This window comes from Neobacillus sp. B24 (assembly GCF_055381825.1).
In genome coordinates, this window is sequence record NZ_AP035777.1 from 3501104 (window position 1) to 3525191 (window position 24088).

Annotated in this window: 23 protein-coding genes; 3 read left to right on the top strand and 20 right to left on the bottom strand. The window is 41.5% G+C overall.

The features are described from left to right. Positions 1 to 31 precede the first annotated feature (31 nt). The 3 genes from ACZ43M_RS17150 to ACZ43M_RS17160 form a co-directional block, all read right to left on the bottom strand. Positions 32 to 1447 (bottom strand): amino acid permease, encoded by a 1416-nt coding sequence (locus ACZ43M_RS17150; protein WP_464503751.1) that lies wholly within the window; start codon positions 1445 to 1447, stop codon positions 32 to 34. A gap of 96 nt (positions 1448 to 1543) precedes the next feature. Then, positions 1544 to 2641, bottom strand: a complete 1098-nt coding sequence (locus tag ACZ43M_RS17155) for an aromatic ring-hydroxylating oxygenase subunit alpha (RefSeq protein ID WP_464503752.1) — start codon at positions 2639 to 2641, stop codon at positions 1544 to 1546. 145 nt (positions 2642 to 2786) lie between these two features. Continuing rightward, the gene (locus ACZ43M_RS17160) at positions 2787 to 2951 is read right to left on the bottom strand and encodes a hypothetical protein (RefSeq protein ID WP_464503753.1); all 165 of its coding nucleotides are present in this window, start codon (positions 2949 to 2951) and stop codon (positions 2787 to 2789) included. A 423-nt stretch (positions 2952 to 3374) separates the two neighbouring features. Here ACZ43M_RS17160 and ACZ43M_RS17165 point away from each other — a divergent pair, with 423 nt between their 5' ends. Continuing rightward, positions 3375 to 4592: a CdaR family transcriptional regulator gene (locus tag ACZ43M_RS17165; RefSeq protein ID WP_464503754.1), complete on the top strand. Its 1218-nt coding sequence runs from the start codon at positions 3375 to 3377 to the stop codon at positions 4590 to 4592. A 90-nt stretch (positions 4593 to 4682) separates the two neighbouring features. On the opposite strand, the gene ACZ43M_RS17170 is transcribed toward ACZ43M_RS17165, so the two are convergent. From ACZ43M_RS17170 to ACZ43M_RS17205, 8 genes are all read right to left on the bottom strand, one after another. Then, positions 4683 to 5693: an ornithine cyclodeaminase family protein gene (locus tag ACZ43M_RS17170; protein ID WP_464503755.1), complete on the bottom strand. Its 1011-nt coding sequence runs from the start codon at positions 5691 to 5693 to the stop codon at positions 4683 to 4685. 69 nt (positions 5694 to 5762) lie between these two features. Beyond that, entirely contained in the window at positions 5763 to 6479 is a 717-nt protein-coding gene (locus ACZ43M_RS17175) for a FadR/GntR family transcriptional regulator (protein ID WP_464503756.1), read from the bottom strand. Positions 6480 to 6531: 52 nt separating this feature from the next. Next, the gene (locus tag ACZ43M_RS17180) at positions 6532 to 7248 is read right to left on the bottom strand and encodes an ABC transporter ATP-binding protein (protein WP_464503757.1); all 717 of its coding nucleotides are present in this window, start codon (positions 7246 to 7248) and stop codon (positions 6532 to 6534) included. Beyond that, entirely contained in the window at positions 7245 to 8018 is a 774-nt protein-coding gene (locus tag ACZ43M_RS17185; protein ID WP_464508047.1) for an ABC transporter ATP-binding protein, read from the bottom strand. The genes ACZ43M_RS17180 and ACZ43M_RS17185 overlap by 4 nt, the downstream gene beginning before the upstream one ends. Before the next feature lie 25 nt (positions 8019 to 8043). Further along, positions 8044 to 9048 (bottom strand): branched-chain amino acid ABC transporter permease, encoded by a 1005-nt coding sequence (locus tag ACZ43M_RS17190; protein WP_464503758.1) that lies wholly within the window; start codon positions 9046 to 9048, stop codon positions 8044 to 8046. 3 nt (positions 9049 to 9051) lie between these two features. Then, positions 9052 to 9954 (bottom strand): branched-chain amino acid ABC transporter permease, encoded by a 903-nt coding sequence (locus tag ACZ43M_RS17195; protein WP_464503759.1) that lies wholly within the window; start codon positions 9952 to 9954, stop codon positions 9052 to 9054. A gap of 85 nt (positions 9955 to 10039) precedes the next feature. Next, on the bottom strand, positions 10040 to 11218 hold the full coding sequence (locus tag ACZ43M_RS17200; protein ID WP_464503760.1) for a branched-chain amino acid ABC transporter substrate-binding protein: 1179 nt from the start codon (positions 11216 to 11218) through the stop codon (positions 10040 to 10042). A 565-nt stretch (positions 11219 to 11783) separates the two neighbouring features. Then, positions 11784 to 12950, bottom strand: coding sequence for an NAD(P)/FAD-dependent oxidoreductase (locus ACZ43M_RS17205; RefSeq protein WP_464503761.1), 1167 nt, complete (start codon positions 12948 to 12950; stop codon positions 11784 to 11786). Positions 12951 to 13140: 190 nt separating this feature from the next. Between ACZ43M_RS17205 and ACZ43M_RS17210 the strand changes: the two genes are divergently transcribed. After that, positions 13141 to 14400, top strand: a complete 1260-nt coding sequence (locus tag ACZ43M_RS17210) for a CdaR family transcriptional regulator (RefSeq protein WP_464503762.1) — start codon at positions 13141 to 13143, stop codon at positions 14398 to 14400. Positions 14401 to 14445: 45 nt separating this feature from the next. On the opposite strand, the gene ACZ43M_RS17215 is transcribed toward ACZ43M_RS17210, so the two are convergent. The 8 genes from ACZ43M_RS17215 to ACZ43M_RS17250 are packed head-to-tail and all read right to left on the bottom strand — an operon-like array spanning position 14446 to position 21994. Continuing rightward, on the bottom strand, positions 14446 to 15525 hold the full coding sequence (locus tag ACZ43M_RS17215; protein ID WP_464508048.1) for a tartrate dehydrogenase: 1080 nt from the start codon (positions 15523 to 15525) through the stop codon (positions 14446 to 14448). Between the two features lie 11 nt (positions 15526 to 15536). After that, positions 15537 to 16532 (bottom strand): hydroxyacid dehydrogenase, encoded by a 996-nt coding sequence (locus ACZ43M_RS17220; RefSeq protein WP_464503763.1) that lies wholly within the window; start codon positions 16530 to 16532, stop codon positions 15537 to 15539. 20 nt (positions 16533 to 16552) lie between these two features. Further along, entirely contained in the window at positions 16553 to 17746 is a 1194-nt protein-coding gene (locus ACZ43M_RS17225) for a thiolase family protein (protein WP_464503764.1), read from the bottom strand. A gap of 18 nt (positions 17747 to 17764) precedes the next feature. Continuing rightward, the gene (locus ACZ43M_RS17230; protein ID WP_464503765.1) at positions 17765 to 18916 is read right to left on the bottom strand and encodes an acyl-CoA dehydrogenase family protein; all 1152 of its coding nucleotides are present in this window, start codon (positions 18914 to 18916) and stop codon (positions 17765 to 17767) included. 25 nt (positions 18917 to 18941) lie between these two features. Beyond that, complete coding sequence (locus ACZ43M_RS17235) at positions 18942 to 19718, bottom strand: enoyl-CoA hydratase/isomerase family protein (protein ID WP_464503766.1); 777 nt, start codon at positions 19716 to 19718, stop codon at positions 18942 to 18944. A gap of 20 nt (positions 19719 to 19738) precedes the next feature. Beyond that, on the bottom strand, positions 19739 to 20422 hold the full coding sequence (locus ACZ43M_RS17240; protein WP_464503767.1) for a 3-oxoacid CoA-transferase subunit B: 684 nt from the start codon (positions 20420 to 20422) through the stop codon (positions 19739 to 19741). Then, entirely contained in the window at positions 20406 to 21116 is a 711-nt protein-coding gene (locus ACZ43M_RS17245) for a CoA transferase subunit A (RefSeq protein ID WP_464503768.1), read from the bottom strand. The genes ACZ43M_RS17240 and ACZ43M_RS17245 overlap by 17 nt, the downstream gene beginning before the upstream one ends. Positions 21117 to 21145: 29 nt before the next feature. Further along, a complete protein-coding gene (locus tag ACZ43M_RS17250) occupies positions 21146 to 21994 on the bottom strand; it encodes a 3-hydroxyacyl-CoA dehydrogenase (RefSeq protein ID WP_464503769.1) in 849 nt (282 codons plus the stop codon). A gap of 245 nt (positions 21995 to 22239) precedes the next feature. Between ACZ43M_RS17250 and ACZ43M_RS17255 the strand changes: the two genes are divergently transcribed. After that, positions 22240 to 22881 (top strand): GntR family transcriptional regulator, encoded by a 642-nt coding sequence (locus tag ACZ43M_RS17255; RefSeq protein WP_464503770.1) that lies wholly within the window; start codon positions 22240 to 22242, stop codon positions 22879 to 22881. Between the two features lie 159 nt (positions 22882 to 23040). On the opposite strand, the gene ACZ43M_RS17260 is transcribed toward ACZ43M_RS17255, so the two are convergent. Then, positions 23041 to 23964 (bottom strand): DMT family transporter, encoded by a 924-nt coding sequence (locus tag ACZ43M_RS17260; RefSeq protein WP_464503771.1) that lies wholly within the window; start codon positions 23962 to 23964, stop codon positions 23041 to 23043. Positions 23965 to 24088: the final 124 nt, after the last annotated feature.

A 24088-nucleotide genomic window follows, 5' to 3' on the forward strand; every position in this document is an offset into this window, starting at 1 on the left:
TTGAAAGGCTGTGCAGAATGCTAGACTTCTCCTACTCCACATTTGAGGTTTGAGCCTCAATTGGCAACGTCACATTTTTCCGTTTAAATACAAAATAATAATATAAGTAGCATGCTGCTATAAATCCAAATCCCCAATAAAGCGATGTGCGCTGTGTTGAATCATAGGCCATAAAAGCAAAAATGAATAAGCACATAACTATGCAAAGAATTGGAATAAATGGATAGAACGGAACTTTGTATTTCAGGTCTTCAAGCTTACCTCCATTTTTAATGTATTGTCTGCGAAAACCTATTTGGGCAGCAGCAATGGCAAGCCATGTAAGGGTCCCGCCAATACCGCTAACCGCCAGCAGGACAACAAATAGTGTGTCTTCTGCAACCACGCTCGTCAGCAGGGAAAGCAAAGCAAATCCCAACGTCACCAATAAAGAATAAATTGGCACACCGCGTTTGTTTAACTTTCCAAAAACCTTGGGAGCCATACCTGTTTCGGAAAGGGAGAACATGATACGTGTACAAGCGTACAAGCCCGTATTTCCAACTGAAAGGATAGCAGTTAAAATAACGAAATTCATAATATCAGCTGAATATGGAATCCCGACCATATCAAATACAGTAACAAACGGGCTTTCTAACACGCCTGCCTCTTTATAAGGAACAAGTGCTGATAAGACAAATATAGCCAAAATGTAAAATAATAAAATTCGGAAAACGATTGTACGAATCGCTTTTGGAATATTTTTTTCTGGCTCTTCTGTCTCCCCAGCTGCAACCCCCATGATTTCAGACCCTTGGAAAGCATAAATGACCGACATCATGGAAATGAATACTCCTACCATTCCAGCAGGAAATAATCCATCGCCGATAAAGTTGGACAAATATGGAGTTGGTTCACTTTCAAGACTTATAAGCCCAAATATTGCGCCCAGACCAACTATGATAAACAGTATAACAGCAAGAACCTTAATACCGGCAAACCAATACTCTGTTTCAGCAAAGGCCTTTGTTGTCAAGGCATTGATGGAAAATAGCAACACAACGAAGATGGCACACCAAATCCATGTTGGAATATCAGGAAACCAACGCTTCATCAAAAGGCCTGCTGCGACGAATTCAAGTCCGACATACAAAGCCCAGCTAAACCAATAAATCCAGCCTACGACAAAACCAGTTGCAGGACCGATAAATTTTGTGGCATGGGCTTGAAAAGATCCTGATACCGGCATGACAACCGACAATTCCCCTAAACAAACCATGGCCAAATACATCAGCAGCCCGCCAACAAGGTAAGCCAAAATGGCTCCGGCAGGGCCTGCCTCACCAATTGCATATCCGGAACCTAAAAACAGTCCCGTTCCAATAATTCCCCCTAAAGACATCATGAATAAATGTCTGCTCTTCATCGCCCTTTTTAACTTGGGCTGGGTTTCCTTTTGCTCTATCATTTTCTTCACCTATCTTCCTAAAAAAAATATCTCGATTAACAAAGGAAGCGCTTACACCAAAGCGATAATAAATGGAGATAGCGACTGATCCATCTCCTATAACGCTGCTGAAGGATCTTTCTTTGGCAGCGGCAAAACATGTTCTAAATCTTTTTGTAACAGCAACTGAAAATGATGGACTAAATTTTCTGTGAGTGAGAATCTTCCCTGTGTATAGGCACCTGTTTCCAACCCTTTCTGGACTACCTCACAAATATCAAGATCCTCTTTTCTGACCAAATCATCCATGGCGAGGAGCTCTTCTTCTTCTTTGGTCATTTGATCTGTCATAAAGAAAGTAGTATACACATACTTGGTTGTTTTATGATCAATCGGAATCGATTGATGAATCGATAGATTAGCTGGTCCGGGATCAAAAGAGAACCAAGTATTGGGATAGAGCCAATAGTATCTTCCGCCTTGTCCCAATCCGAAGTCGCTTGTCTTGCCTTTTAGCGGCGTACCTTGATAGGAATAGTTATCATACATGGCCATTTCGTATTGTTTCATGTCCAGCTTGGAAACCAGGGTTTTATGAACAATCGAACAATGATCGCATTCGAGATAGTTATCGATTCCGACCTTCCAATTGGATCTGCAAATAGTCTCTTTCACGCGGACCTTTTTCAGTTTGCTAAGGTCATATTTTTCCACAGTTTGAAACAGTTCAGGGTATAGAATCGCCATGGAAGGGGCGCCCGGATCCAAATTGACAAAAATAAACGAATGAACGATTTCCAACTGGATGGTTTTTAAGCAAAAGTCCTGATAGTCGAAATGGTCACAGCCTCCCATATTGGGGGCACGAAGCAGCGATCCATCCGTCCGGAACGTCCAGGCATGATATGGGCAGGTAAAAACAGATTTACTTCCTTCGCCCTCAACTAGTTTTGCCGCACGATGGGTACAGACATTGTAAAAAGCACGAATTTCTCCATCCTGTCCCCGGTTGACGATGATGGGCCGATCGGCAACTTCAGTCGTAATATAGTCTCCCACTCTTTGAAACTGGCTGATATGACCAACATATTGCCAGGTTTTACTGAAGATTTCTTTCTTCTCAACCTCCAGAACCTCAGGCTTTGTATAGAGCCAGGACGGTAAAGTAAAGGCTTCACTTAGCTTTTCACTTACTCTAACTTCCTCTTTTGGCACATGTATCTCCCCTTTCAATCCATAATTTCGACAAACTCAACAACTAAGGTAATTGTAAATTAATAATATTCTGAATCATATGTTTACTTTAAACAAAAAAAAGAAACCAATAGTAACCGTTTTTGTTTTTTTTCACCAAAAATGATTAAAATCGTCGATTACTTACTGAATGATTAAAATGGTTTGGTCCCTTTTGCCATGAACATACGTAATTCATGGCAAATTTTGAATAAAATTCAACATCTTTTGCAAATCGCATCTCATGGGTGACGACTACCATTGTCATGCCTTCCTTCGCCAGGTCCATCATTACCTGAAGCACCTCTCTTACAAGTTCGGAATATAGTCCCGACGAACATCTTATTATACTAGATTATTTACAAAAAAAGGACGAGGCCGGCCTGCAAACTACCTTAGTCGATCATTTTAAACATGCACTTACTAGTATTAATAACGGGTACAAAGGTTATAAAGAATTGGATGAAATTTTTTAATAGGTCTAAGGTCACTACTATACCCTTTATCGTAGAATTTAGGGATTTTTTATAATTTCATTCGGCAGGTTTTTAAACTATAAAACAGGTAAATTCGTCATGATTTGACGAGTTTTTATTATATGTTTTCTGAATTGTTGTGCAATTTTAAGATTAAAGATAAAATAATTATTGAAATAATTTGGGGTTTCCTAGAATGAGTTACTTCTCCAATCACTTTGGAAAGGAGGCAAACAGGCATGAAAATACTGGAACAGATCGCCCAGGATATTGTCGAAACAACCAGTAAAATTATCAAATTCCCCATCAGCATTACAGATAATGAAGGGATAATCATTGGCTCTTCCGATAAAAGCCGGATAGGAATTTTTCATCAGCCATCTCTTGAAGTAATAAAGAAAAACGATTTGGTAGATTGTACAAATGAAATTGGAAAACGAATTCTGCCCGGAGTCTCTGCGCCATTAAAATTTAATAATAAGGTAATTGGTGTGCTTGGTATTGTAGGGGAACCAAGAGAAGTTGAAAAATATGTTCAGCTAGTAAAAAATCATGTTGAAATGATGTGCCAAGAGGCCTTTCGGAAAGAAATGGTGGAACTCAAGGAAAAAATGGTGGAAATGTTCGTCCATCAGGTGATTCATTACAACGAAAATGAGAATGAACTATATGGTCAAATTCTGCAATCTTCAAAACTACTTGAATATGATATCGAAACGAAGCGGATTTGCCTGTTAATTGACATAAAAAACTCGCAAAAAATTCCTGTGAGAAAAGGAACCGATGAACTATTTGAAGATTTTCCCTTCCAATACTTCCAACGGGAAATCATTAGTTTTCTGCAGTTAATCTTTCAAGAGAATAAGGATGATATCATTTCTTTTTTAAGCTTAGAGCGATTTATTGTCATTAAATCCCTCCCTTACCAGGGCTCTTATTCTGCATTAATTGAAAGTTTGGAGGGAAAGCTTCAAAAACTTAATACCTATCTTGCCAATAAATTTCAGGTTACTGCCTGTATATCCGCAGGAGATGTAAGCGGTAATTTGATAAGTATTGCAGAATCCTACCAAAATGCGATCAGAGCAATGAATTTAGGCGGTCAATTTTACCTAGATTCCAAAATTCATATTTTTAATGAACGGGAAACATTAATTTGGGCCCTGCCAAAGGAATTGACAACCGAGTATCAGAAAAAACTGTTAAAGCTTATTACTCCATTAATCCAGCAAGATAATTACGATACATTAGCATCCACCTTTGTAGGGTTCTGCAAATATAATATGAATTTAAGTGAAGCATCGAGAAATATGTTTATCCATCGCAATACCATCATTTATAGACTTGAAAAAATTAGTGAAATTACTTCCCTAAATACAAGCAGTTTTGAACATTGCCTGCTTCTATATACAGCTATCCAATGTTACGAAGGATTAAAAGTGGAGCCTGAAAATTAATTAGGCTCCTTTTTTGTAAGGACTGTCCATTTAATGCCCGAGAAAATTAAAACGGTCGTTATGATACCTGAATGGACATGTTCACCAACATTAGGCCATTATCGTACTCAAATTCCAGGCAGTTCCCAGCTCAACTCGCTGTCCAATCCCTTCCTTAAGAGATTTTTCGTAAAAATACTTAGCGACGACAATATCGGCGGCGGCAAAACCTACAGACTTAAATACAGTAATCTCACTCTCGTCTTCCCTTCCAGCTACCCGGTTACCGATAATTTCACCTAATTCAGCATGAATCTGGTTCTTACTAAATTTCCCTTCTTGTATTGGAATGAGTAAATCTCCTGCTTCTTTGGCTGTGGCGGCCATTGATTCTACCACTACCTTATGAGCCTGTGATATAACACAGGTTGGCAGCTCACGCATCGTTGGTTGGTAGGAGCCAATAGCATTGATATGTACACCCGGTGCTACCTCTCCCGTAAAAACTGGAGTGTCTGAACTTGTGGAAGTGACAATAATATCGGCACCATCAATCGCTTGGTCTGGATGATCAAACACAGAAGCAGTAACCGGAAAAAGTCTTTCAATATGGGCGGCAAACTCCAAAGCCTTCTGTTTACTGCGATTATTTAGTTTCACCTTCTCAATATCCCTAACTGCCAAAATGGCCTGCAATTGTCCCAGAGCCTGTTCCCCAGTCCCAATCATACTGAGAGTCTTTGAATCTGGTCGTGCCAAATACTTGGTGGCCGCACCTGATAATGCCCCGGTTCTCATCACTGTTAAGTAAGAAGCTTCCAATAACGCCAACGGCTCACCAGTTTCAATGTCCATGAATAAAACAACCCCATTTATGACCTTTTTGCCTACTTTTCGATTATTTGGAAAAGTACCAACGTATTTCATTCCCAGACAGCCAACTTCCTCGGCACTGGCCGGCATAAAAATGGCATTTCCATCAGATTTACTTACGGGGAGGATTGTTCGTAAGGGGGTGTTCGTTCGTGCTGCCGAATACTCCACTAAGCCTGTAGCAACCACATCGATTACCTCAGACATATTTAACAAGTTTTGCTGGTCACTGCTACTAAGTATTAACATTGGGTCCCTCCTGTAACTCATCACCTATATGGACTTTTTAGTGCCTTCCACATTTGAATGGGCCGGCACTTATAAACTTGTAAACTTAGAATCTAACAAGTGTCTTTTTTTAGCATTTACTATATGAACTCGCATGGCTTTTTCCGCTCTGTCCGCATCCTGCTGTTCAATCGCTTGATATATTTCAAAATGTTCCGAAAGTCCAGTTTGACTTTTACCTGCCTTAATACTTCTACTTCGCAATTGCTGCACCCCAAGTAAAAAAGTATCCGAAAATAACTTCACCGCATCAAGGAGTGTTGTATTCTGTGCGGCAGTGACGATCGCGATATGGAATTTATAGTCCTCTTCCGCGGCTATTTGATTCAGCGCATAGGCATTCTTCATTTTTTCATAGGCGATCTTTATGGCTTCCAAATCTGAAGCAGTACGCCTAGCAGCAGCCAGAAAGGCCCCCTGCCCTTCAAGTCCTTCCCTTACTTCGAGTAGTTCTACCAGGTTTAATCCTTGTTGATTCAGAAGGCCATCCATTCGAGAAGTGAGAATATCTTGATTCTCTTCTTTAAGAAAAATCCCAATTCCTTGTGAAATCTCTACCAGCCCCACTGATTCCATTACACTAACGGCCTCCCTTACGGCATTTCGGGAAACCGATAAACGATCAGCCAACTCCCGCTCTGAAGGAAGCTTATCCCCTGGTTTTAACCCGCCATTCCGGATGGAGTCTCTAAATTGTGCAATAATTTCTCGATACACCCGTTTTTTTTGGATTGGCTTTAAATCCACCGATAACACCTCCTTAAGAATAAATTAATTTATAACAATGCCCCTTCACCTTCTATGCCCCCAAGTATGCCTTCACAATTTTATCGTCATCCCGTAATACTTCTGCACTGTCATGCATGACGATCTCACCGGTTTCAATAATGTAACCTCTGCTGGCCAACTTCAACGCTGCCTTGGCATTTTGTTCGATGAGCAAAATCGTCATTCCTTGTTTATTAATTTCACGAATAATCCGCATAATTCCTTCAACGATAATCGGCGCAAGTCCCATCGACGGTTCGTCTAGCATTAATAGTTTCGGCTCAGCCATTAGGCCTCTACTAATGGCTAACATTTGCTGTTCTCCGCCGCTCAAGGTTCCGGCTAATTGCATGTGACGTTCTTTAAGGCGCGGAAACAAATCAAATGCACGCGTGATTCCTTCCTGAATAAACTTTTTATCTTTCCGTTTCGTATACCCGCCAAGCTCCAGGTTTTCGAGAACAGTTAAACCGCCGAAAATCCTCCGGCCTTCCGGTACGTGAACGATACCGGACTCGACAATTGTGTGGGGGAGCTGCCCGGCAATACTTTTCCCCTCAAACTCAAGTGTACCGCTCTTGGGAGTAACTAACCCGCTAATAGTCTTTAAAGTCGTGCTTTTTCCGGCACCATTACTACCTAGAAGTGCGACAATTTCACCCTGATTGACCTGTAATGAAATGCCTTTTAAGGCATGAATTTTCCCATAATACGAATGAATTTGGTCCAGTTTTAATAATGCGCTCAACTTGCATCCTCATCCCTTCCCAGATACGCCTCAATTACCTTTGGATTTCGCAGAACTTCTTCAGGCGTCCCCTCGGCAATTTTTTGTCCATAGTCAATTACGATAACTTTTTCCGAGATTTTTTTAATTAGACCCATATCATGGTCAATGATTAAAATTGATAGTTTGTACTTTTCCCGTATGCGTAAAATTAAATCAATTAATTGCTCTTTTTCCTCATGATTTAGACCGGCAGCCGGTTCATCAAGTAAAAGAAATTTAGGGTTTGTTGCCAATGCTCTGGCAATTTCTAAATAACGCTGCACTCCGTAGGGCAAATTTTTAGCAGCACGGTTCGCATATTTCCGAATTCCGACAAAATCGATACACTCAAAGGCAACCTGTTCAATAAGTGCTTCTTCTTCCTTTTGGGCCCTTGTTTTGAAAATAGCCCCTAAAAGTAGTTGTTTTGAACGGCAGTGCATTCCGGACTTTACATTATCAAGTACCGAAAGATCGGGAAATAAGCGCAGATTCTGAAACGTCCGAGCCAGCCCGAGTTTGGTGATCTTACTCGGTTTTTGATTATTTAATCTCTCACCATCTAAAGAAATTGCTCCCTTTGTCGGCCGATAGAATCCTGTAATCATGTTAAAAACTGACGTTTTCCCCGCACCGTTTGGTCCAATCACACTTACGATCGAACTAGAATCAATGGTAAAGGATAAATCATTTACTGCCACCAGCCCGCCAAACTGCAGCGTTAAATTTTCTACTTGTAATACCGCCATCATGACACCTCTTTTCAATCTCGATTTAAGGATTTCCCTTAATATCTATTTCCTTCTTGAGCTTTATGGGGAGTGGCGGACTCTCCGTTTCATAAACAGCATCAGGTTCTGCCTCTGTCTCATACTTTGCCGGCCAGAGCCCTTGCGGACGGAACAACATCATGACGATCATCACAATCCCGAATACCAAGAACCGCCAATCCGAAACATCCCTTAATGCTTCCGGAAGCATTATGACGATTATCGCGCCAATGGTTACACCCGTCACACTACCAATTCCGCCCAGAACAACCGCTAACAAAATCATGATAGATTGCAAGACTTTAAAACTATTAGGGGAAACAGCGCCCATCTTCACTGCAAAGAAGGATCCCGCTAAACCACCAATAATTGCACCGGTCGTAAACGCAAGGAGTTTCATTTTTACACGATCTACTCCCATTGCCTCTGCAGCATCTTCATCCTCACGAATATAGGTCCATGCCCTGCCAACCCGTGATTTTCCCAACCGAGAGGTAACTAAAATTGTTAACACAGCAAGAACTAGGATCAAATAATAAAAATGGCTAGGTTCTGATAAAATAAAACCACCGAAATTTGGATTTGGTATCCCAAAAATTCCGGTAGCAGTTCCCGTAATTTTTAAATTTGTCGCTGTAATTCGGATAATCTCACCAAATCCTAGGGTGACGACTGCTAAATAGTCACTGCGAAGCCGAAGCGTTGGGGCGCCTATGAGGACACCACAGAGTGCAGAAAAACCAGCAGCAACAGGTAATGTGAGTAAAAAAGGCCAATCAAATGCGGTCATTAATATTCCAGTTGTATAGGCCCCGATGGCAAAAAATGCAGCATATCCTAAGTCAAGTAAGCCGGCATACCCAGCAACGATATTAAGCCCTTGCGCGAGAATGATATATATTAAGGCCAGGATGCCAACATCTAACCAATAATTATTTGATAAAAATGGAAACACGAGAGCTAAGAGGAATAGGACGAGTATGATCGGACGTTTCGAAATTTTTTTCATCTGTTACATCCTTTCCGTCACTTGTTTGCCTAAAATTCCAGTCGGCTTAAAGATTAAAAATAAGATGAGGATGCTAAATGCCAATACGTCTTTCCAGGCGCCTCCCATAAACATGGTTCCAAATGTTTCTAATATGCCAAGTAAGAAACCACCAAGCATAGCCCCTTTAATATTACCGATTCCACCTAATACTGCCGCAGTAAATGCCTTTAGACCCATAATAAATCCCATCATGAAGTTGATTGTTCCGTAATAAACAGCCGACATAATTCCTGCTGATGCAGCCAAGGCAGTACCAATGAAAAAGGTGATGGCTATAACGCGGTAAATATTAACCCCCATTAAACTAGTCGCGGTTTGGTCCATGGCAATGGCGCGCATGGCCTTACCAATGGCAGTGCCATGAATAAATTTTTGTAGTGCGAACATCAAAGCGGCTGCGACCAAAACTAAAATAATTTGTGAATAAGTAAGATTAGCACCTAATAAGGTAAACCCTGTTGTTGGCAGTTTCACAGGAAAGCTGACGTAATTTGGACCCCAGGCAACCATGGAGCCATATTCTAGGGCGAGTCCAACCCCAAGGGCTGTAATCAAAAGAGACAAGCGCGGGGCATTCAGCAAAGGCCGGTAGGCAACGCGTTCGACACCCATTCCAACCAAACCAACCACTACGATTGTTATGAATAAAACAACGCCAATACCGAGCAAGCTCGAACCGATGGAACCGCCCATCAAAAATGATAAACCCGTATAGCCTAAAAAGGCTCCAAACATATAAAAGTCTCCATGGGCAAAATTCAACAGCCGGATGATGCCGTAAACCATTGTATAGCCAAGCGCGATTAAACTATAAAATGCGCCAAGAACAAGGCCGTCTCCTATTGATTGGATAATAATATCCATTCCTTTCACCACTTTCTAATTAATCTATTAAGACAGCCTCCCCTTGGCCATTGGTAGCACCAAGGGGGAATGCTATTCCATTCGCCTACTGATCCTCAAGTGTAATGCTGCCATCCTTGATTTTAATTAATATATATTTACCATTTTCTTTTGTCCCATCTTCCTTGAAGCTATATGTCTCACCAAAGGCCTGGAAATCTTTCGTATCTTTAATGGCTTGGATAATCGCTTTATAATCAGTTGCACTCTTGGCACGTTTGATAGCATCTGCTGCCAGCCTGATACCATCGTATTGTAGGTGACCGAACGTTAACGGATTCGATTTATACGTGCTCTTGTATTCTTCGAGGAATGCTTTTGCTTCAGGTGTATCAACAAATTGAAGGGTTACGGTTTGTGAGAAAATGACGCCTTCTGCACTTTCCTTACCCGCAATGTCCATGAAAGGTTCAGCCGGATTTCCATCACCGGCTACAAATAAACCGGATACTCCTTTTTGTTTAAATTGCTTGACCAATAACCCGCCTGAATTATAAAAGCCAGTAAAATAAGTTGCATCAGGATTAAGTGTTTTTAGCTTTGTTGCTAGTGCACCAAAATCTTTTTCTTCCGGATTAATAGCCTCAAAAGCGATCACTTTACCGCCATTTTTTTCATGAAGTTCCTTCGTGATATCTGCAAGATCTCGCGCGTAATCAGAGTTATCATGCACGAGGGCAATTTTTTTAATATCCTTTTTCTTGAAGTAGTTAGATACCTCTTTTCCTTGGTCATATACCATACTATTAATTAAGAAAAGGTTCTTATATCCTTGCTTTGGTAGTTGAGGAGAGTTTGCCCCAATTAGGATGACAGGCATTCCCGCTTTATTAAACGTTCCGCTTGCTGGAAGAGCAGCAGACGAGCAATATGTACCGACCACCAAGCTTACTTTTTCTTGAATTAGCTTATTAGCAGCGGTTACCGCTTGCTGAGGGTCGCAGGCATCATCTTGGACCACTAATTTTATTTTCTTTCCATCAATTCCACCCGCATCGTTGATATGTTTCTCGGCCAATTCTGCTCCATTTACCATATCCTTCCCCTCTGCCGCACTTGCACCAGTTGTTGGAGCCATCACACCAATTTTGATGACATCACTGTCCGCACCTTTTGAGTCACCACCTGAACTGCTTTCTCCCCCAGTCGTTGAATTACATGCGCTTAAAAATATAGACAGCATCAACATGGCCGCCACGATTATTGGAAACTTATACTTCTTCATCCATCGATTCCTCGTTTCTGTTTATATTTGTTTTTTAAGACCGCCGCTTGCAAAAATTACATTCGCTAAAAGAAAACCTCCCTTCCCTGACAATTATGAAGTACGAATTCTCTAAGGAGCACTTTTATTCAATAAAATTGTCTTATCTCGTGTATCCGCTTTCATTTCCTTTATCGCTTATCATGATGGATCTGAAATTTTATGTTGATTCTATATCTTAAGTTACCGGAACAAACTGTTCTAACACTTTTCCCATCCTTCTGTGAAAGATAGATTAATAGATTTTAACTGGTAGGTCCACCGGTTGACTGGATAATGTAAATATATAACAGCCCATACCACCTGTCAATTGAAAATTCGGAATATTCAAAATACTATATCTATTATTTAATGACCCTCTATCCTGATCACTGTAGAAATCAGAAGCAACCAGCGGTGCCAATAATATGGCATTAAGTTGCTTTGAACATTGCATGTTTCTCTACACAGCCATCTAGTGTTGCGAGGATTTGAATATAGAACCCGCCCTATTCGCGGGTTTTTATGATCATACTGTTAAATTATTTTAGTAGATAGCATCTTCAACGATTAATTGTTTTTCAGCAAAACGTTCTACCCTCAGAGGCGTTAAATCAAGCGTATCGTATTTACCGGTACGAATTAGTTCGGAGAGACACTTCCCTACCGCAGGTGCCTGCTGCATGCCATGTCCACTGAATCCAAACGCTACAAAGTAGCCCTTCATAGTTGGATATTCCCCTAAAATCGCATTGTGGTCCTCGGTGTTAAAATCATATAATCCTGCCCAGCCCCGTTCAATCTTAGCATTCTCAAAATTTGGAATCCGGTTGGCAAGGACAGGCCAAATATGTTCCTCAAAGGCTGACCTTCGCCATTTAAAATTAATCCCCGGTTCAATTTCCTCTGCGTAGCCGGAAATAAACTTCTCACCCTCGTGACGGAAATAAACACCTGTCGGATCCATCGTGAGCGGGAGGTATTTTTTCAGTGGTTTTTCAATATCAAACTGAAAGATTTGACGCGGCAGTGGCACTACAGGCAACGGCAATCCGGCTTTATCACTCAAAATCGATGCCCAAGCCCCGGCACAATTTACAACAAACGGAGCAAAATATTCACTCCCATCTGCCATCCTCACGCCTTTTATTTTGTCTAGCTCCGTGATTAAACTGTCCACCTCATCATAAACATACTCTGCACCTAATAATTTTGCTTTCTTAATATATCCCTGCATAACGGAGTACGGGTCTAAATACCCACTCTCTGCACAAAAGAGTCCACCGGAAAGATCCTTGATATTTAGTTCTGGGATAATGTTTAATAGTTCATTCTTTTGCAGCAGACGGGATTTGATACCGTTTTCATTTTGCAGCTTTAAATGCCGTTCGAATTTGGGCATCAGCTCCTCAGTAGCCAAGAATAGATAACCCCGTTGTTTAAAGTCTATTTCAACCTCTTCACCATTGATTGCCATAGTCTTGGAAAAATTTTTGTACATTTCCAGGCTATATTTGCTAAGCTGCATATTAATAGACGTTGTGTACAATTGCCTAAATCCTCCAGCACTTCTAGGCGTAGATGCAAACTCATAAAGTCCATCTTTTTCAAAGACGATTACCCTTCCGTCAAAGCCATCATCCAGTAAATGGTAAGCGATACTCGAACCAATTACTCCACCACCAACAATAATAATATCCGCCTTGTAAGACATTGATTTCCCGCCCCTCTCTAAAAAGTTGCTATATTAATAATGTACTAATTTTATTAATGGTAATCTATGTGCATTTTTTACGGTAAAATGAATATTTTGAATAATTTTAATTGTCAATTTTAACAAGGAAATTGCCACATGACGGAGAATGTATTATTTATGGCATTTTTTATCGAAAGAGGTGGAATATTTGGACTTTTTAGAGGATATCTCCCAAGCTATTGTTGAAAATACGACTACTATTATTGGGTATCCAATAAGCATTACTGATGATAAGGGGTACATTATCGGTTCAAATGACGTTAAGCGATTGGGCACATTCCACAAAGCTTCTATTGAAGTATTAACTAGAAAAGAAACAATCTGTTATGAATATGATGACGTAAAAGATGTAGAGAATGTTCTGCCTGGCGTCGCAGCACCAATTATCATTAATAATGAGCCGGTCGGTGTATTAGGAATTGTCGGCAATCCAGCAGAGGTAAAAAAGTATGCACAGCTCGTAAAGAGTCATGTAGAATTGATGTGCCATGAGTACATGAAGAAGGAGATGAGGCTGCTTGAATCAAAAACACTTGATAATTTGATCCATTATCTTCTAAATGCTGATGACCTGGATAACCCGAAACAAATCATTCGATACGGGAAAATGCTCGGCTTCAATCTAGATTTAGATGTAAACCGTGTCTGCCTTCTAATTGAGATTGATATGCTTTCGGATCAATGTTCAGATGCTCCAAGTCCGATTTCCAATAGATTTTCTTGGCAAATTTCACAGAATAACGTTATGGATATTTTACGATACTATTTAATCGACAATAAAGAGGACTTACTCTCCTTACTAACCCTTGATCAATTTATTTTAATCAAAACATTAGATCATTTAGAAGCCCAAGACCTTTATTTGAAAAGGCTGGAGCACAATCTAAACAGGATGATTCAATATATAAAAACAAAACATCAATTCACTGTCAGAATTTCTTTAGGCGGTGCCAAGCAAGGAATAAAAGGAATTAAAGAGTCCTACGAGGATTCTCATAAAGCGTTAATAGCCGGTAAAAAAACAACTATCTCTCCTGAAATCTATCATTATAATGATTGGAATATCATTCTAGAGATGATCGGGAATGAGTTTACTCCCTATATCAGGGAGTGGTTGACAGAAAAAATGGCTAAGTTTTTTCATCACGTAAACTTTTCCACATTGGCCAGTACATTTATGACCTACTGCCGTTGTAATATGAACATAAGCGAAACTGCCCGTATTCTATTTCTGCATCGTAATTCATTAGTTTATCGTCTAGAAAAAATCAGCGAGCTTACCACCTTAGATATCACAAATTTCGAGCACTGTCTCCTTTTATATTTTTCAATTAAAAATTCCGGTTTTGAGAATGACATCCCAATTTCACCAGTCATTAACGACACAGAGGAAACCTTATTCCCTTAACCTTGTAACAAAAAAAGCGGCAAAAAAGCCGCTTTCCCATACTTATTAACCCAAACGGGATTTTAGTTTTTCACAAACATAATTCCCAACCTGTTCAGTGGTTGCCTGGCCGCCCAAATCAGGTGTAAGAACCTCTTTTTCCTTCAGGACATCCTCCATCGTATCGATGATGGCCTTTGCTGCTTCCGGCTGCCCCAAGTGGTCAAGCATCATACTGGTACACCAGATCGATGCAAGCGGGTTGGCTATCCCTTTTCCGGCAATATCCGGTGCCGAGCCGTGAACTGGTTCGAACATGGACGGATACTTCTTTTCAGGATTAATATTTGCAGACGGTGCAATACCAAGCCCGCCAACAATGGCGGCCCCAAGGTCGGTTAAAATGTCGCCAAAAAGGTTGGATGCCACTACAACATCCATCGTCTCCGGCTTGCTAACAAAAAAGGCAGCAAGGGCATCAATATGAACTGTCTCATGACGGATCTCAGGATATTCACTGCTGATTTTCTCGACATACTCATCCCAAAATGGCATAGTATGATTAATTCCATTGGATTTGGTGGCTGCAGTTACCTTCTTTTTCTTCCCCTGTTTCCGGGCCAATTCAAAGGCATACCGCAATACCCTTTCAACACCTTTTCGGGTAAAAACGCTATTCTGAATGGCCATATCCATATCGGTTCCTTCATACATTCGGCCGCCGATATTAGAGTACTCGCCTTCATTATTTTCGCGAATTACGATAAAATTGAGGTCCTCCTCTGTTTTCTCAGCGAGCGGGGATTTAATTCCCTTTAACAGCTTAACAGGACGCAAATTGATATATTGTTCAAATTGCCGTCTGATTGGCAATAGCAGGCCCCAGAGGGATACATGGTCGGGGACACCAGGATAACCGACTGCTCCCAGGAAAATGGAGTCAAAGTCTTTCAAGATTTCCAGCCCATTATTAGGCATCATTTTGCCATGTTTTGCGTAGTACTCACAGCTCCAGTCAAATTCTGTAAAACTATAGTTGAAACCACCATGTAATTGGCTGACCGTTTCAAGTACTTTCCTCCCTTCCCGGACGACGTCAGCGCCGATTCCGTCACCAGGAAGCAAGGCTATAGAGTAGTGTTCCATCATTTTTGCTCCTATTCCACAATTGTCGTTTTTAATACTTCGGGATTCCCGATATAGGCAGGTTTTTTCCCATTCAGGACCTTAATGACATTTTCCGCAACCTTTGTTGACATAATATATTTACACTCCATCGTGGTACCGCCCACATGTGGTGTCACAATCACGTTAGGCAATGATAAAAGTGGAAGGTCGTTAGCCGGCGGCTCCGGCTCGAATACATCGAGCCCTGCGCCTGCAATCTTCCCTTGCTTTAGCACCTGATATAAATCATCTTGATTGACGATCGCCCCCCGCGCCGTATTGATTAAATAGGCGGATGGCTTCATGAGTGAGAAAAGCTTCCTGTCAATGGAGTATCTGGTCTGTTCAGTTAATGGAATATGCAGCGAAATGAAATCTGCTTCCTTAAACACTGCTTCCATATCCGTACTAATATTTACACCGATTTCATGAGCGATTTGATGTTTCTCCGGCTTATACTCCCGAACCCAGGCAGTCACATCCATTTCCAAGCCAAGTTTCAACCGTTTAGCCACTTCCTGAGCAATATTTCCAAACCCGATTAATCCCACTTTTTTGCCTTTTAACTCAAAGGCTGGTATCGATATCCGAGAATTATAATTCCCTTTTTTCATATTATCGTGAAAAGGAATTAATGATTTTGCCAGTGCCATAATCAGGGTTACAGCATGCTCAGCTGTTGAAACCTTGTTCACCGCTGGAGCGTGAAGAACTGGAATACCTTTTTCTGTGGCATAAGCAACATCAATATTATCAAGGCCAACCCCGGCACCGGAGATTACTTTTAAGCCTGGATTTGCATCAATGACCTCCTTGGTTATCTTCGCCGGTGCCCTAAGAACAATCCCTTCCATACCCTTTACCGCTTCACATAAATGCGGTATATCGTACTCATCTGTCCGGATTACCTCGGCCCCTTCCCTTAGGACCTTTTCTCCTGCTGGATGATACATCGAAAGAATTTGTAAGACTCGCGGTTTACTCATACCTTTTCCCTCCACCATGGCTATACACGCAGGTTTTCAACAATCGTGGCGATTCCCTGTCCTCCGCCGATACATGCTGTGATTAACCCATATCTGGCGCCGCGCCGTTCCAATTCATTCATGATTTTTACAGTTAAAATAGCTCCCGTACCCCCGATTGGATGACCTAGTGCAATAGCTCCACCGTTAACATTCAATTTTTTTCTATCAATATTGAGCTCTTTAACACAGGCAAGGGCTTGAGCAGCAAATGCTTCATTCAACTCAATCAAATCAATATCTTCCAATGTCAGTCCCGCTTGTCTTAAAGCTTTAAGTGTTGCCGGTACGGGGCCAATTCCCATAATTTCTGGGGCGACTCCAACCGAGGCTTGGGAAACAATCCTTAGCCGTGGTTTAAGTTCCCGTTTTAGTGCCTCTTCTTCAGCCATGATGACAAGAGCAGCAGCACCGTCATTCCGTCCGCTGGCATTACCGGCAGTTACCGTTCCACCCTGCTTGAAAACAGCCTTTAACGAAGCAAGTTTTTCAAGACTGGTTAAACGTGGATGCTCATCCGTATCAAAAAGGATTCTTTCCCGTTTCACTTTCACTTCATACGGTACAATTTCATCCTTGAATTTGCCCGCAGCAATCGCATCTGCAGCTTTTTGCTGGCTTTCAAAGGCAAATTCATCTTGTTCTTCACGGCTTATGTTATATTTTTCAGCAAGGTTTTCGGCGGTTAACCCCATAGTCAAATTTCCATACACTTCAATAGGCTGCGCTCTTGGCTGGCTTTCGGTATTCGGATCAACAATTTCGGCGTTCCCTGCACCATAACCATATCGTGCCTTACGTAAATAATATGGGGCTGTACTCATGCTCTCGGCACCGCCGGCCAAGACAACATCCGATAACCCAGAGATTATTTGTTGGGCGGCATTATTAATCGCCTGAATACCAGAGCCGCATTGCCTGTGAACCGTGTAACCAGGTACTTCAATTGGCAACTCTGCCCTAAGTGCCGCCAACCGCGCCAAGTTGGGAACATCAGAGCTTTGTTTTGCATGACCCCAAACAACCTCATCGATATCTTTTCCATCCACGTTACTTCTTTTTAATGCTTCGCGCATCACTTTTTCCGATAAGAAATCAACTTCCACATCTTTTAGCGTGCCGCCCATTCTGCCAATCGCTGTCCGCACACCATCAACAATCACAACATTCCTCATTTCAAATACCTCCCCCCATTATTTTAAAAATTCCCGTTTTATTTCGCTGGCGATAATGTTCTTCTGAATTTGGCTTGTGCCTTCATAAATTTTTGTGATTCTGGCATCACGGTAGAATCGTTCAATCGGGTAATCCCTCATATAACCTATTCCACCATGAATTTGTACAGCCAAATCGGCAACCCTGTTGTAAACTTCCGATCCGTATAACTTCGCAATCGCGGCTTCTTTGACCACTCTCATGCCCTGATCGGTCATCCAGGCAACACGATATGTCATCGAGCGCAACAGCTCAATTTCAACGGCCATATCTGCCAGCATATGCTGAACGGCTTGCTGATCAAAGATTGGCTTATCAAATTGTATTCGCTGCATAGCATAATCTGTGCTCATTTCCAGCAGCTTTTCACAGGACCCTAGATTTCGCGCGGCAAGACCGGCACGGCCATTAGCCAAGATTTTAAGGGCGTTTACATATCCCTGCCCTTCCTCACCGAGTACATTTTCGGCCGGAACCTCCAAATCTTCAAAAAATAATTCAGCTGAGTGGGACCCGCGAAGACCCATTTTTCTTTCAACACTTCCCAGTTTAAAACCGGGAAAATCCTTTTCAACAATAAAAGAGGTAATTCCTTTGGCACCTTTGCTTGGGTCGGTAACGGCCATAACGGTAAATACGTGTCCGCAAACGGCATTGGTAATATAATGCTTGGAACCATTTAAAATATATTTGTCACCTTTTTTCTCGGCTCTTGTTTTTAAATTAGCCGCATTAGAACCGGCGCTTGGTTCTGTAAGGGCAAAAGCGCCAATCCATTCCCCGGTTGCCATCTTGGGAAGATATTTTTTCTTTTGCTCTTCCGTGCCAAGCTCAACAATTCCTACCGAGCCAATTCCAGTGTGTGCCCCAATTAATGTGGTATACCCATTATGGGTTTTACCAAGTTCTTCATAAATCGCGCATTTTCCGACCATATCAAGCCCTAACCCGCCGTATTCCTCCGGGATGCTTAATCCGAACAGGCCCATTTCCTTGGAAGCCTCGATAATATGAGTAGGGATTTCATCGTTTTCTTCAATTTCCATCGCCACTTTTTCTACTTCTTCTTGGACAAAGTCATGTACGGCCCTTTTTAATAAGTCGATATCCTCTGATAGTCTAAAATCCATTTTGCTTTCCTCCTGAACTTTTAATCTATTTTCCTTGGAATTGCGGCGGTCGTTTTTCAAGAAATGCCTGTGTTCCTTCTAATTTATCCTCAGAACCGATTAGAATCGTCTGGGCCAGCTTTTCTAAATAGAGTGCTGTTTCCATTTCAATATCGGCGCCGCGGTTAACCGCAGCTTTGGCCAGCCTTAATGCCAGCGGGCCTTTTGAGCTAATTTTCCGTGCGTATGTTTTTGCGGTTTCCAATAGTTCGTCATGGGGGACTGCCCTGCTGACAATTCCAATGCGTTCCGCCTCTTCAGCTGTAATGATGTCCCCGGTCAAAATCAGATCCATTGCCTTACCTTTGCCTACGATTCTTGTCAGTCTTTGCGTACCGCCGGCACCAGGCATAATCCCCAAGCCGACTTCCGGAAGGCCGACTTTGGCATTCAGTGCTGCGATTCGGATATCACAGGCTAGTGCCAGCTCAAGCCCCCCGCCTAAGGCGAATCCGTTAATGGCGGCAATCGTTGGTTTTTCATAGTCTTCTATTTTTTTATAAGTAGCGGTCATATTCGGCTGAAGTGCCTCAATCATTGTCCGTTTATTTAACTGGCTGATGTCCGCTCCCGCTGCAAAGGATTTTTCACCTGCTCCGGTAAAAATAACCACGCGAATCTCATTATTTATTCTTAACTGCTCAAGCGCCGCTTCTATTTCGAGTAAAGTCTCAATATTTAAGGCATTTCGCAGTTCTGGACGGTTAATGATAATGAAGCCGATTTCATTTTCTGCTTTTACAAGAATATTGTTAAAATCCATCCATTCCCAACTCCCAGTTTCTAATCCACAGCCATGATTTTCAAATTTTCTGAAATAATAAACTCTGCGCCTGTCAATTCTCTTACTTCTTCGAGACTAGAATCTTCCGCAATTTCATCTAACCTTAGGTGGTCATTCTCGATACGGAATAGGGCTTTTTCTGTCACTATCATCTCCGCTGTACGTATGCCGCTTGTTGGGTAAGTCAGCTTTTTAACAATTTTAGGAGAGCGATCCTTGGCCACATGGCTGATGGCAATAATGATTCTTTTGGCACTGGCCACCAAATCCATAGCTCCGCCGACACCAAGAATATCCTGGCCTGGAACTGCCCAATTCGCAATCTCACCTGTTTCACTGACCTGGAGTGCCCCCATTACCGCAACATCGACGTGACCGCCGCGTATCATGACAAACGAATCAGAACTGGAAAAAATCGAAGAACCGGTCCCGAGTGTGATTGGATGTTTACTGGCACTGATTAAATCCATGTCGATTTCTTCCTTCGGCGGGGTATGGCCCATCCCCAGCAGTCCGTTTTCTGACTGCAAATATACCCGGCTATTTGGCTTCAAATAGTTTTGGATTAGGGTTGGAATGCCTACGCCCAGGTTAGCCACGGACCCATCTTGAAGCTCCAATGCAATTCTTTTGGCGATGCGGATTCGGTCAGCAGCCTGTTTTTTTTCAGTTGCGTTCAACATACTCACCCCCTATTTTTTCATAGCGGTCATTTAATACGATGATGTCAACATAATTATGAGGTGTGACAATTTGTTCCGCTTCAAACGTTCCTACATCAACAATTTCATCCACTTCAGCAATGACCAAATCAGCGGCCGTCGCCATCATCGGATTAAAGTTGCGGGCTGTTTTTGAATAAATTAAGTTCCCCATTGTATCCGCTTTGAATGCCTTGATTAAGGCAACATTTGCTCTTATTCCCCTAACAAACAAGTACCGTTCCCCGTCGAAAACCCGTTCTTCCTTCCCTTCGCCAAGCTTTGTTCCTACAGCTGTTTTCGTGTAAAAGCCGGCAATTCCGGCACCTCCTGCCCGAATCGCCTCAGCCAGCGTTCCCTGAGGAATTAACTCGATTTCCAGCTCGCCGCTTTTCCAAGCTTTTACCGCATCGCGGTTGGAGGTAAAATAAGAGCCAATCGCTTTTTTGATATGTTTTGAGATTAATAGTTTTCCAAGCCCTTTTCCAGCCTCTCCCAAGTTATTGCTGATTATGGTTAGGTCTCTGGCATGGTCAGACTCCTCAATCGTGTCAATCAAGGTAAAGGGAGTGCCGCAAAGTCCAAAGCCGCCAACCAAGACCCGGTCTCCAGTTTGAATCAATTTAATAGCATCTTCAGCAGATTTCAGTTTCTCACAATGTATCGTTTTGTTCATTTCATCTACCTCCAATCAGATGGGATTGGTCATTTCTCATAATTGTAAAATCCTTGGCCGGATTTGCGACCCAATCGGCCTGCTTTCACATATTTAATGAGCAGCGGACAAGGCCGGTATTTTTCACCTAATGTTTTGTAAAGGTATTCCATATTGCGCAGGCGTGTGTCTAGACCAACGAGATCGGCCAGCTCCAACGGTCCCATCGGATGGTTCAACCCCAATTTCATCGCCTTATCAATATCTTCAGCAGAGGCGACACCTTCCATTAACAGGTTCATAGCCTCGTTCCCGATTAAGCAGTTCATTCGGCTGGTGACAAACCCGGGGAATTCGTTTACTTCTACTGTTTCTTTGCCTAACTTCCGTCCAATTTCTTTCGCCTTCGCCACTGTTTCATCGGATGTTTCCAGACCTTTGATGATCTCAATCAGCTTCATCTTATGTACCGGGTTAAAGAAATGCATTGCGATGCATTTTTCCGGTCTTGACGTTTGCGCGGCAACTTCTGTCGGGCTCATTGTTGAGGTGTTCGTTGCAAGAATAGTGTGTTCAAGACAAATTTTGTCCAGCTTTTGGAACACCTCGACTTTAAGCTCCATCAGCTCAAATACTGCTTCAATGACCACATCCGCATCACCCGCTGCAAGCTCCAGGCTTGTAGTATATTGAATTCTTTGCAAAGCACTTACTGCCTGTTCGCTTGTTATAAATCCCCTCTCTGCACTCTTGGTCATTTCTGTTTCCATATAAAGTTTTGCTTTATCCAAATTTTCTTGACTGACATCAGTCAGACAAACTTGAAATCCCCCAAGGGCTCCAACATAAGCAATGCCTCTGCCCATAACCCCCGAACCCACTACTGTTAATTTGTCCATTGTATTCTCTCCCTTCTTAATCCACATATGTTTTTAATCTCTCTACTATGCTTATTATCATATACCAAATCATATATGATTTCAATTGAAAAAATTCAGAATTTTTATTTTTTAAAAATCAAAAATTCCCTTTTTATGACAAATATTTGGTGTATTTTTGCAATTCTTTATAATTTAGAGACATCCAAAGTGAAATTCAGTAATTTTCAGTTGAAAAAATATATCAAATCATATATGATTTATATATGAAAAAGGATAGTAAACAGGAAAAAGCCTATCAGATTATTCGCACACGGATATTAGAGGGATTTTATGTACAAGGTCAACGCCTAGTTATTGATACTTTAGGAAAGGAGCTATCATTAAGTCCAATTCCAATACGGGAGGCTATTCGCCGTTTGGAAGCAGAAGGACTTGTAACTAATAAAGCCTATACTGGGGCGGTTGTATCATTTATTGATGAAAATGAATATTACGAAGTGCTTTCAACACTAGCTGTACTGGAGGGTTATGCCGTCACATTAAGCAGATCGAATATTACGAGTGAACAAATTAAGAAGCTGCAGGACATTAATTTCCGCATAAAAGAAGCGTTACAGCAATTTGATTTCAATGGATATATACATTTAAATAAAGAATTCCATCTTTATTCGATAATAGGTTGCCCTAATAAGTCATTGAACCAATTAATAGAACAAACATGGGAAAAGCTTGATACGATCAGACGTTTAAAACCAATGTATTTCCCCACTCGTGCAATCGAGGCCATTAGTGAGCATGAAACAATTATTCAACTTTTGACTAGTAAGGAACCCTCTCAAGAGATCGAGCAATTTATTCGTGGGCACCATATTGCAGCTATTAAAGATGCGCAGAAAAAACATTGAACCAATAAAAAAGGAAAAACAGCAGGTCCATTTGGTCTGCTGTTTTTAATTTCCCATATGATTATTGGGTTGGACAATTTTTGGAGGTTTGGGGTCTTGTCCTTGAAGAACCATCTGCTTTTATGATAAAGAATCTATTCTGAAAAGGAAAAATATGTTTCACAATACTTTTTTACCCTGTTGCTCAAAAGGTAACTCTGCTTTTTTACCAGTAGAATTCATTATTCCCGAGGTTAAACACACACCAATAAATACTAATATACCACCCAAAATTTGTTCCAACGTTATCCTTTCTCCCAACAGCAAAGCTACTATCGCTGTAAAAACAGGAATTAGGTTTAGCGAGACTCCAGTCTTACTTACTCCAATTGCTTTTACTGATAGATTCCAAAAAATAAATGACAGGACACACGGAAAGATGGCCATATAAATGATTCCGGTTGTCGAGAAATAACTTACCTCAGAAATCGCAATTCCTTCCAAAAAAATAAACGGGGTTAAGATCACGATAGCAAATAGAGTTGAGATGGCTGTGGCCGTTATGGGAGGAGTGGTCAGTTTTTTCCCAATAATCGAATAAAACGACCAGAGAATGACCACCAATATCATAATTAAATCGCCTGAATTAAAATTTAACTGAAGTAACGCCCTCCACTTGCCTTGGGTAATAATCACCATCACCCCTAAGAGAGAAACAGCAAGACCCGCCATTTGAAGTTTTGATTGTCTTTCACGAAAAAAAAGAATAGAAAACAAAACAATGATGCCCGGGTTAATCGCACTGACCAATGCCGCATTTGTCACGGTAGTAAATTTCAATGCTGTTAATAGAAAATAGTTATAACCGATAATCCCCAAAATCCCCATAATCAAAAGCAACAGCCATTCCTTTTTGACCTTTTTCCAGTCAGGTTTCTCGATAAAATATCCAAGTGGAAAAAGAATTATCAATGCTAAAAACCACCTCGAAAACGTAATCCTTAGCGGCGACATTTCCATAATCAGATGGTCACCAAAAATGTAATTGCCGGCCCAAAAAAGGTTAGCCAGCAGCAAATATATCCACACTTTTATGTTTTTCAAACGACAATCACCCGCCGGAATCATTCTTTATACAATCCCCCTTTAAGCCAGTCGATCTCAATGACTCTATTAGCTTTCAGGGAGGACTTAAATTTATATCCAAAGAAAAAGGAGCCTGTTTTGA

Bases quoted from the DNA above. Each gene is read 5' to 3' on its own strand.
- ACZ43M_RS17150 (WP_464503751.1), bottom strand. From the start codon at position 1,447: ATGATAGAGCAAAAGGAAACCCAGCCCAAGTTAAAAAGGGCGATGAAG.
- ACZ43M_RS17220 (WP_464503763.1), bottom strand. From the start codon at position 16,532: ATGAGTAAACCGCGAGTCTTACAAATTCTTTCGATGTATCATCCAGCA.
- ACZ43M_RS17160 (WP_464503753.1), bottom strand. From the start codon at position 2,951: ATGATGGACCTGGCGAAGGAAGGCATGACAATGGTAGTCGTCACCCAT.
- ACZ43M_RS17195 (WP_464503759.1), bottom strand. From the start codon at position 9,954: ATGGATATTATTATCCAATCAATAGGAGACGGCCTTGTTCTTGGCGCA.
- ACZ43M_RS17215 (WP_464508048.1), bottom strand. From the start codon at position 15,525: ATGGAACACTACTCTATAGCCTTGCTTCCTGGTGACGGAATCGGCGCT.
- ACZ43M_RS17205 (WP_464503761.1), bottom strand. From the start codon at position 12,950: ATGTCTTACAAGGCGGATATTATTATTGTTGGTGGTGGAGTAATTGGT.
- ACZ43M_RS17245 (WP_464503768.1), bottom strand. From the start codon at position 21,116: ATGAACAAAACGATACATTGTGAGAAACTGAAATCTGCTGAAGATGCT.
- ACZ43M_RS17235 (WP_464503766.1), bottom strand. From the start codon at position 19,718: ATGGATTTTAACAATATTCTTGTAAAAGCAGAAAATGAAATCGGCTTC.
- ACZ43M_RS17190 (WP_464503758.1), bottom strand. From the start codon at position 9,048: ATGAAAAAAATTTCGAAACGTCCGATCATACTCGTCCTATTCCTCTTA.
- ACZ43M_RS17200 (WP_464503760.1), bottom strand. From the start codon at position 11,218: ATGAAGAAGTATAAGTTTCCAATAATCGTGGCGGCCATGTTGATGCTG.
- ACZ43M_RS17170 (WP_464503755.1), bottom strand. From the start codon at position 5,693: ATGTTAATACTTAGTAGCAGTGACCAGCAAAACTTGTTAAATATGTCT.
- ACZ43M_RS17240 (WP_464503767.1), bottom strand. From the start codon at position 20,422: ATGTTGAACGCAACTGAAAAAAAACAGGCTGCTGACCGAATCCGCATC.
- ACZ43M_RS17225 (WP_464503764.1), bottom strand. From the start codon at position 17,746: ATGAGGAATGTTGTGATTGTTGATGGTGTGCGGACAGCGATTGGCAGA.
- ACZ43M_RS17230 (WP_464503765.1), bottom strand. From the start codon at position 18,916: ATGGATTTTAGACTATCAGAGGATATCGACTTATTAAAAAGGGCCGTA.
- ACZ43M_RS17185 (WP_464508047.1), bottom strand. From the start codon at position 8,018: ATGGCGGTATTACAAGTAGAAAATTTAACGCTGCAGTTTGGCGGGCTG.
- ACZ43M_RS17255 (WP_464503770.1), top strand. From the start codon at position 22,240: ATGAAAAAGGATAGTAAACAGGAAAAAGCCTATCAGATTATTCGCACA.
- ACZ43M_RS17165 (WP_464503754.1), top strand. From the start codon at position 3,375: ATGAAAATACTGGAACAGATCGCCCAGGATATTGTCGAAACAACCAGT.
- ACZ43M_RS17250 (WP_464503769.1), bottom strand. From the start codon at position 21,994: ATGGACAAATTAACAGTAGTGGGTTCGGGGGTTATGGGCAGAGGCATT.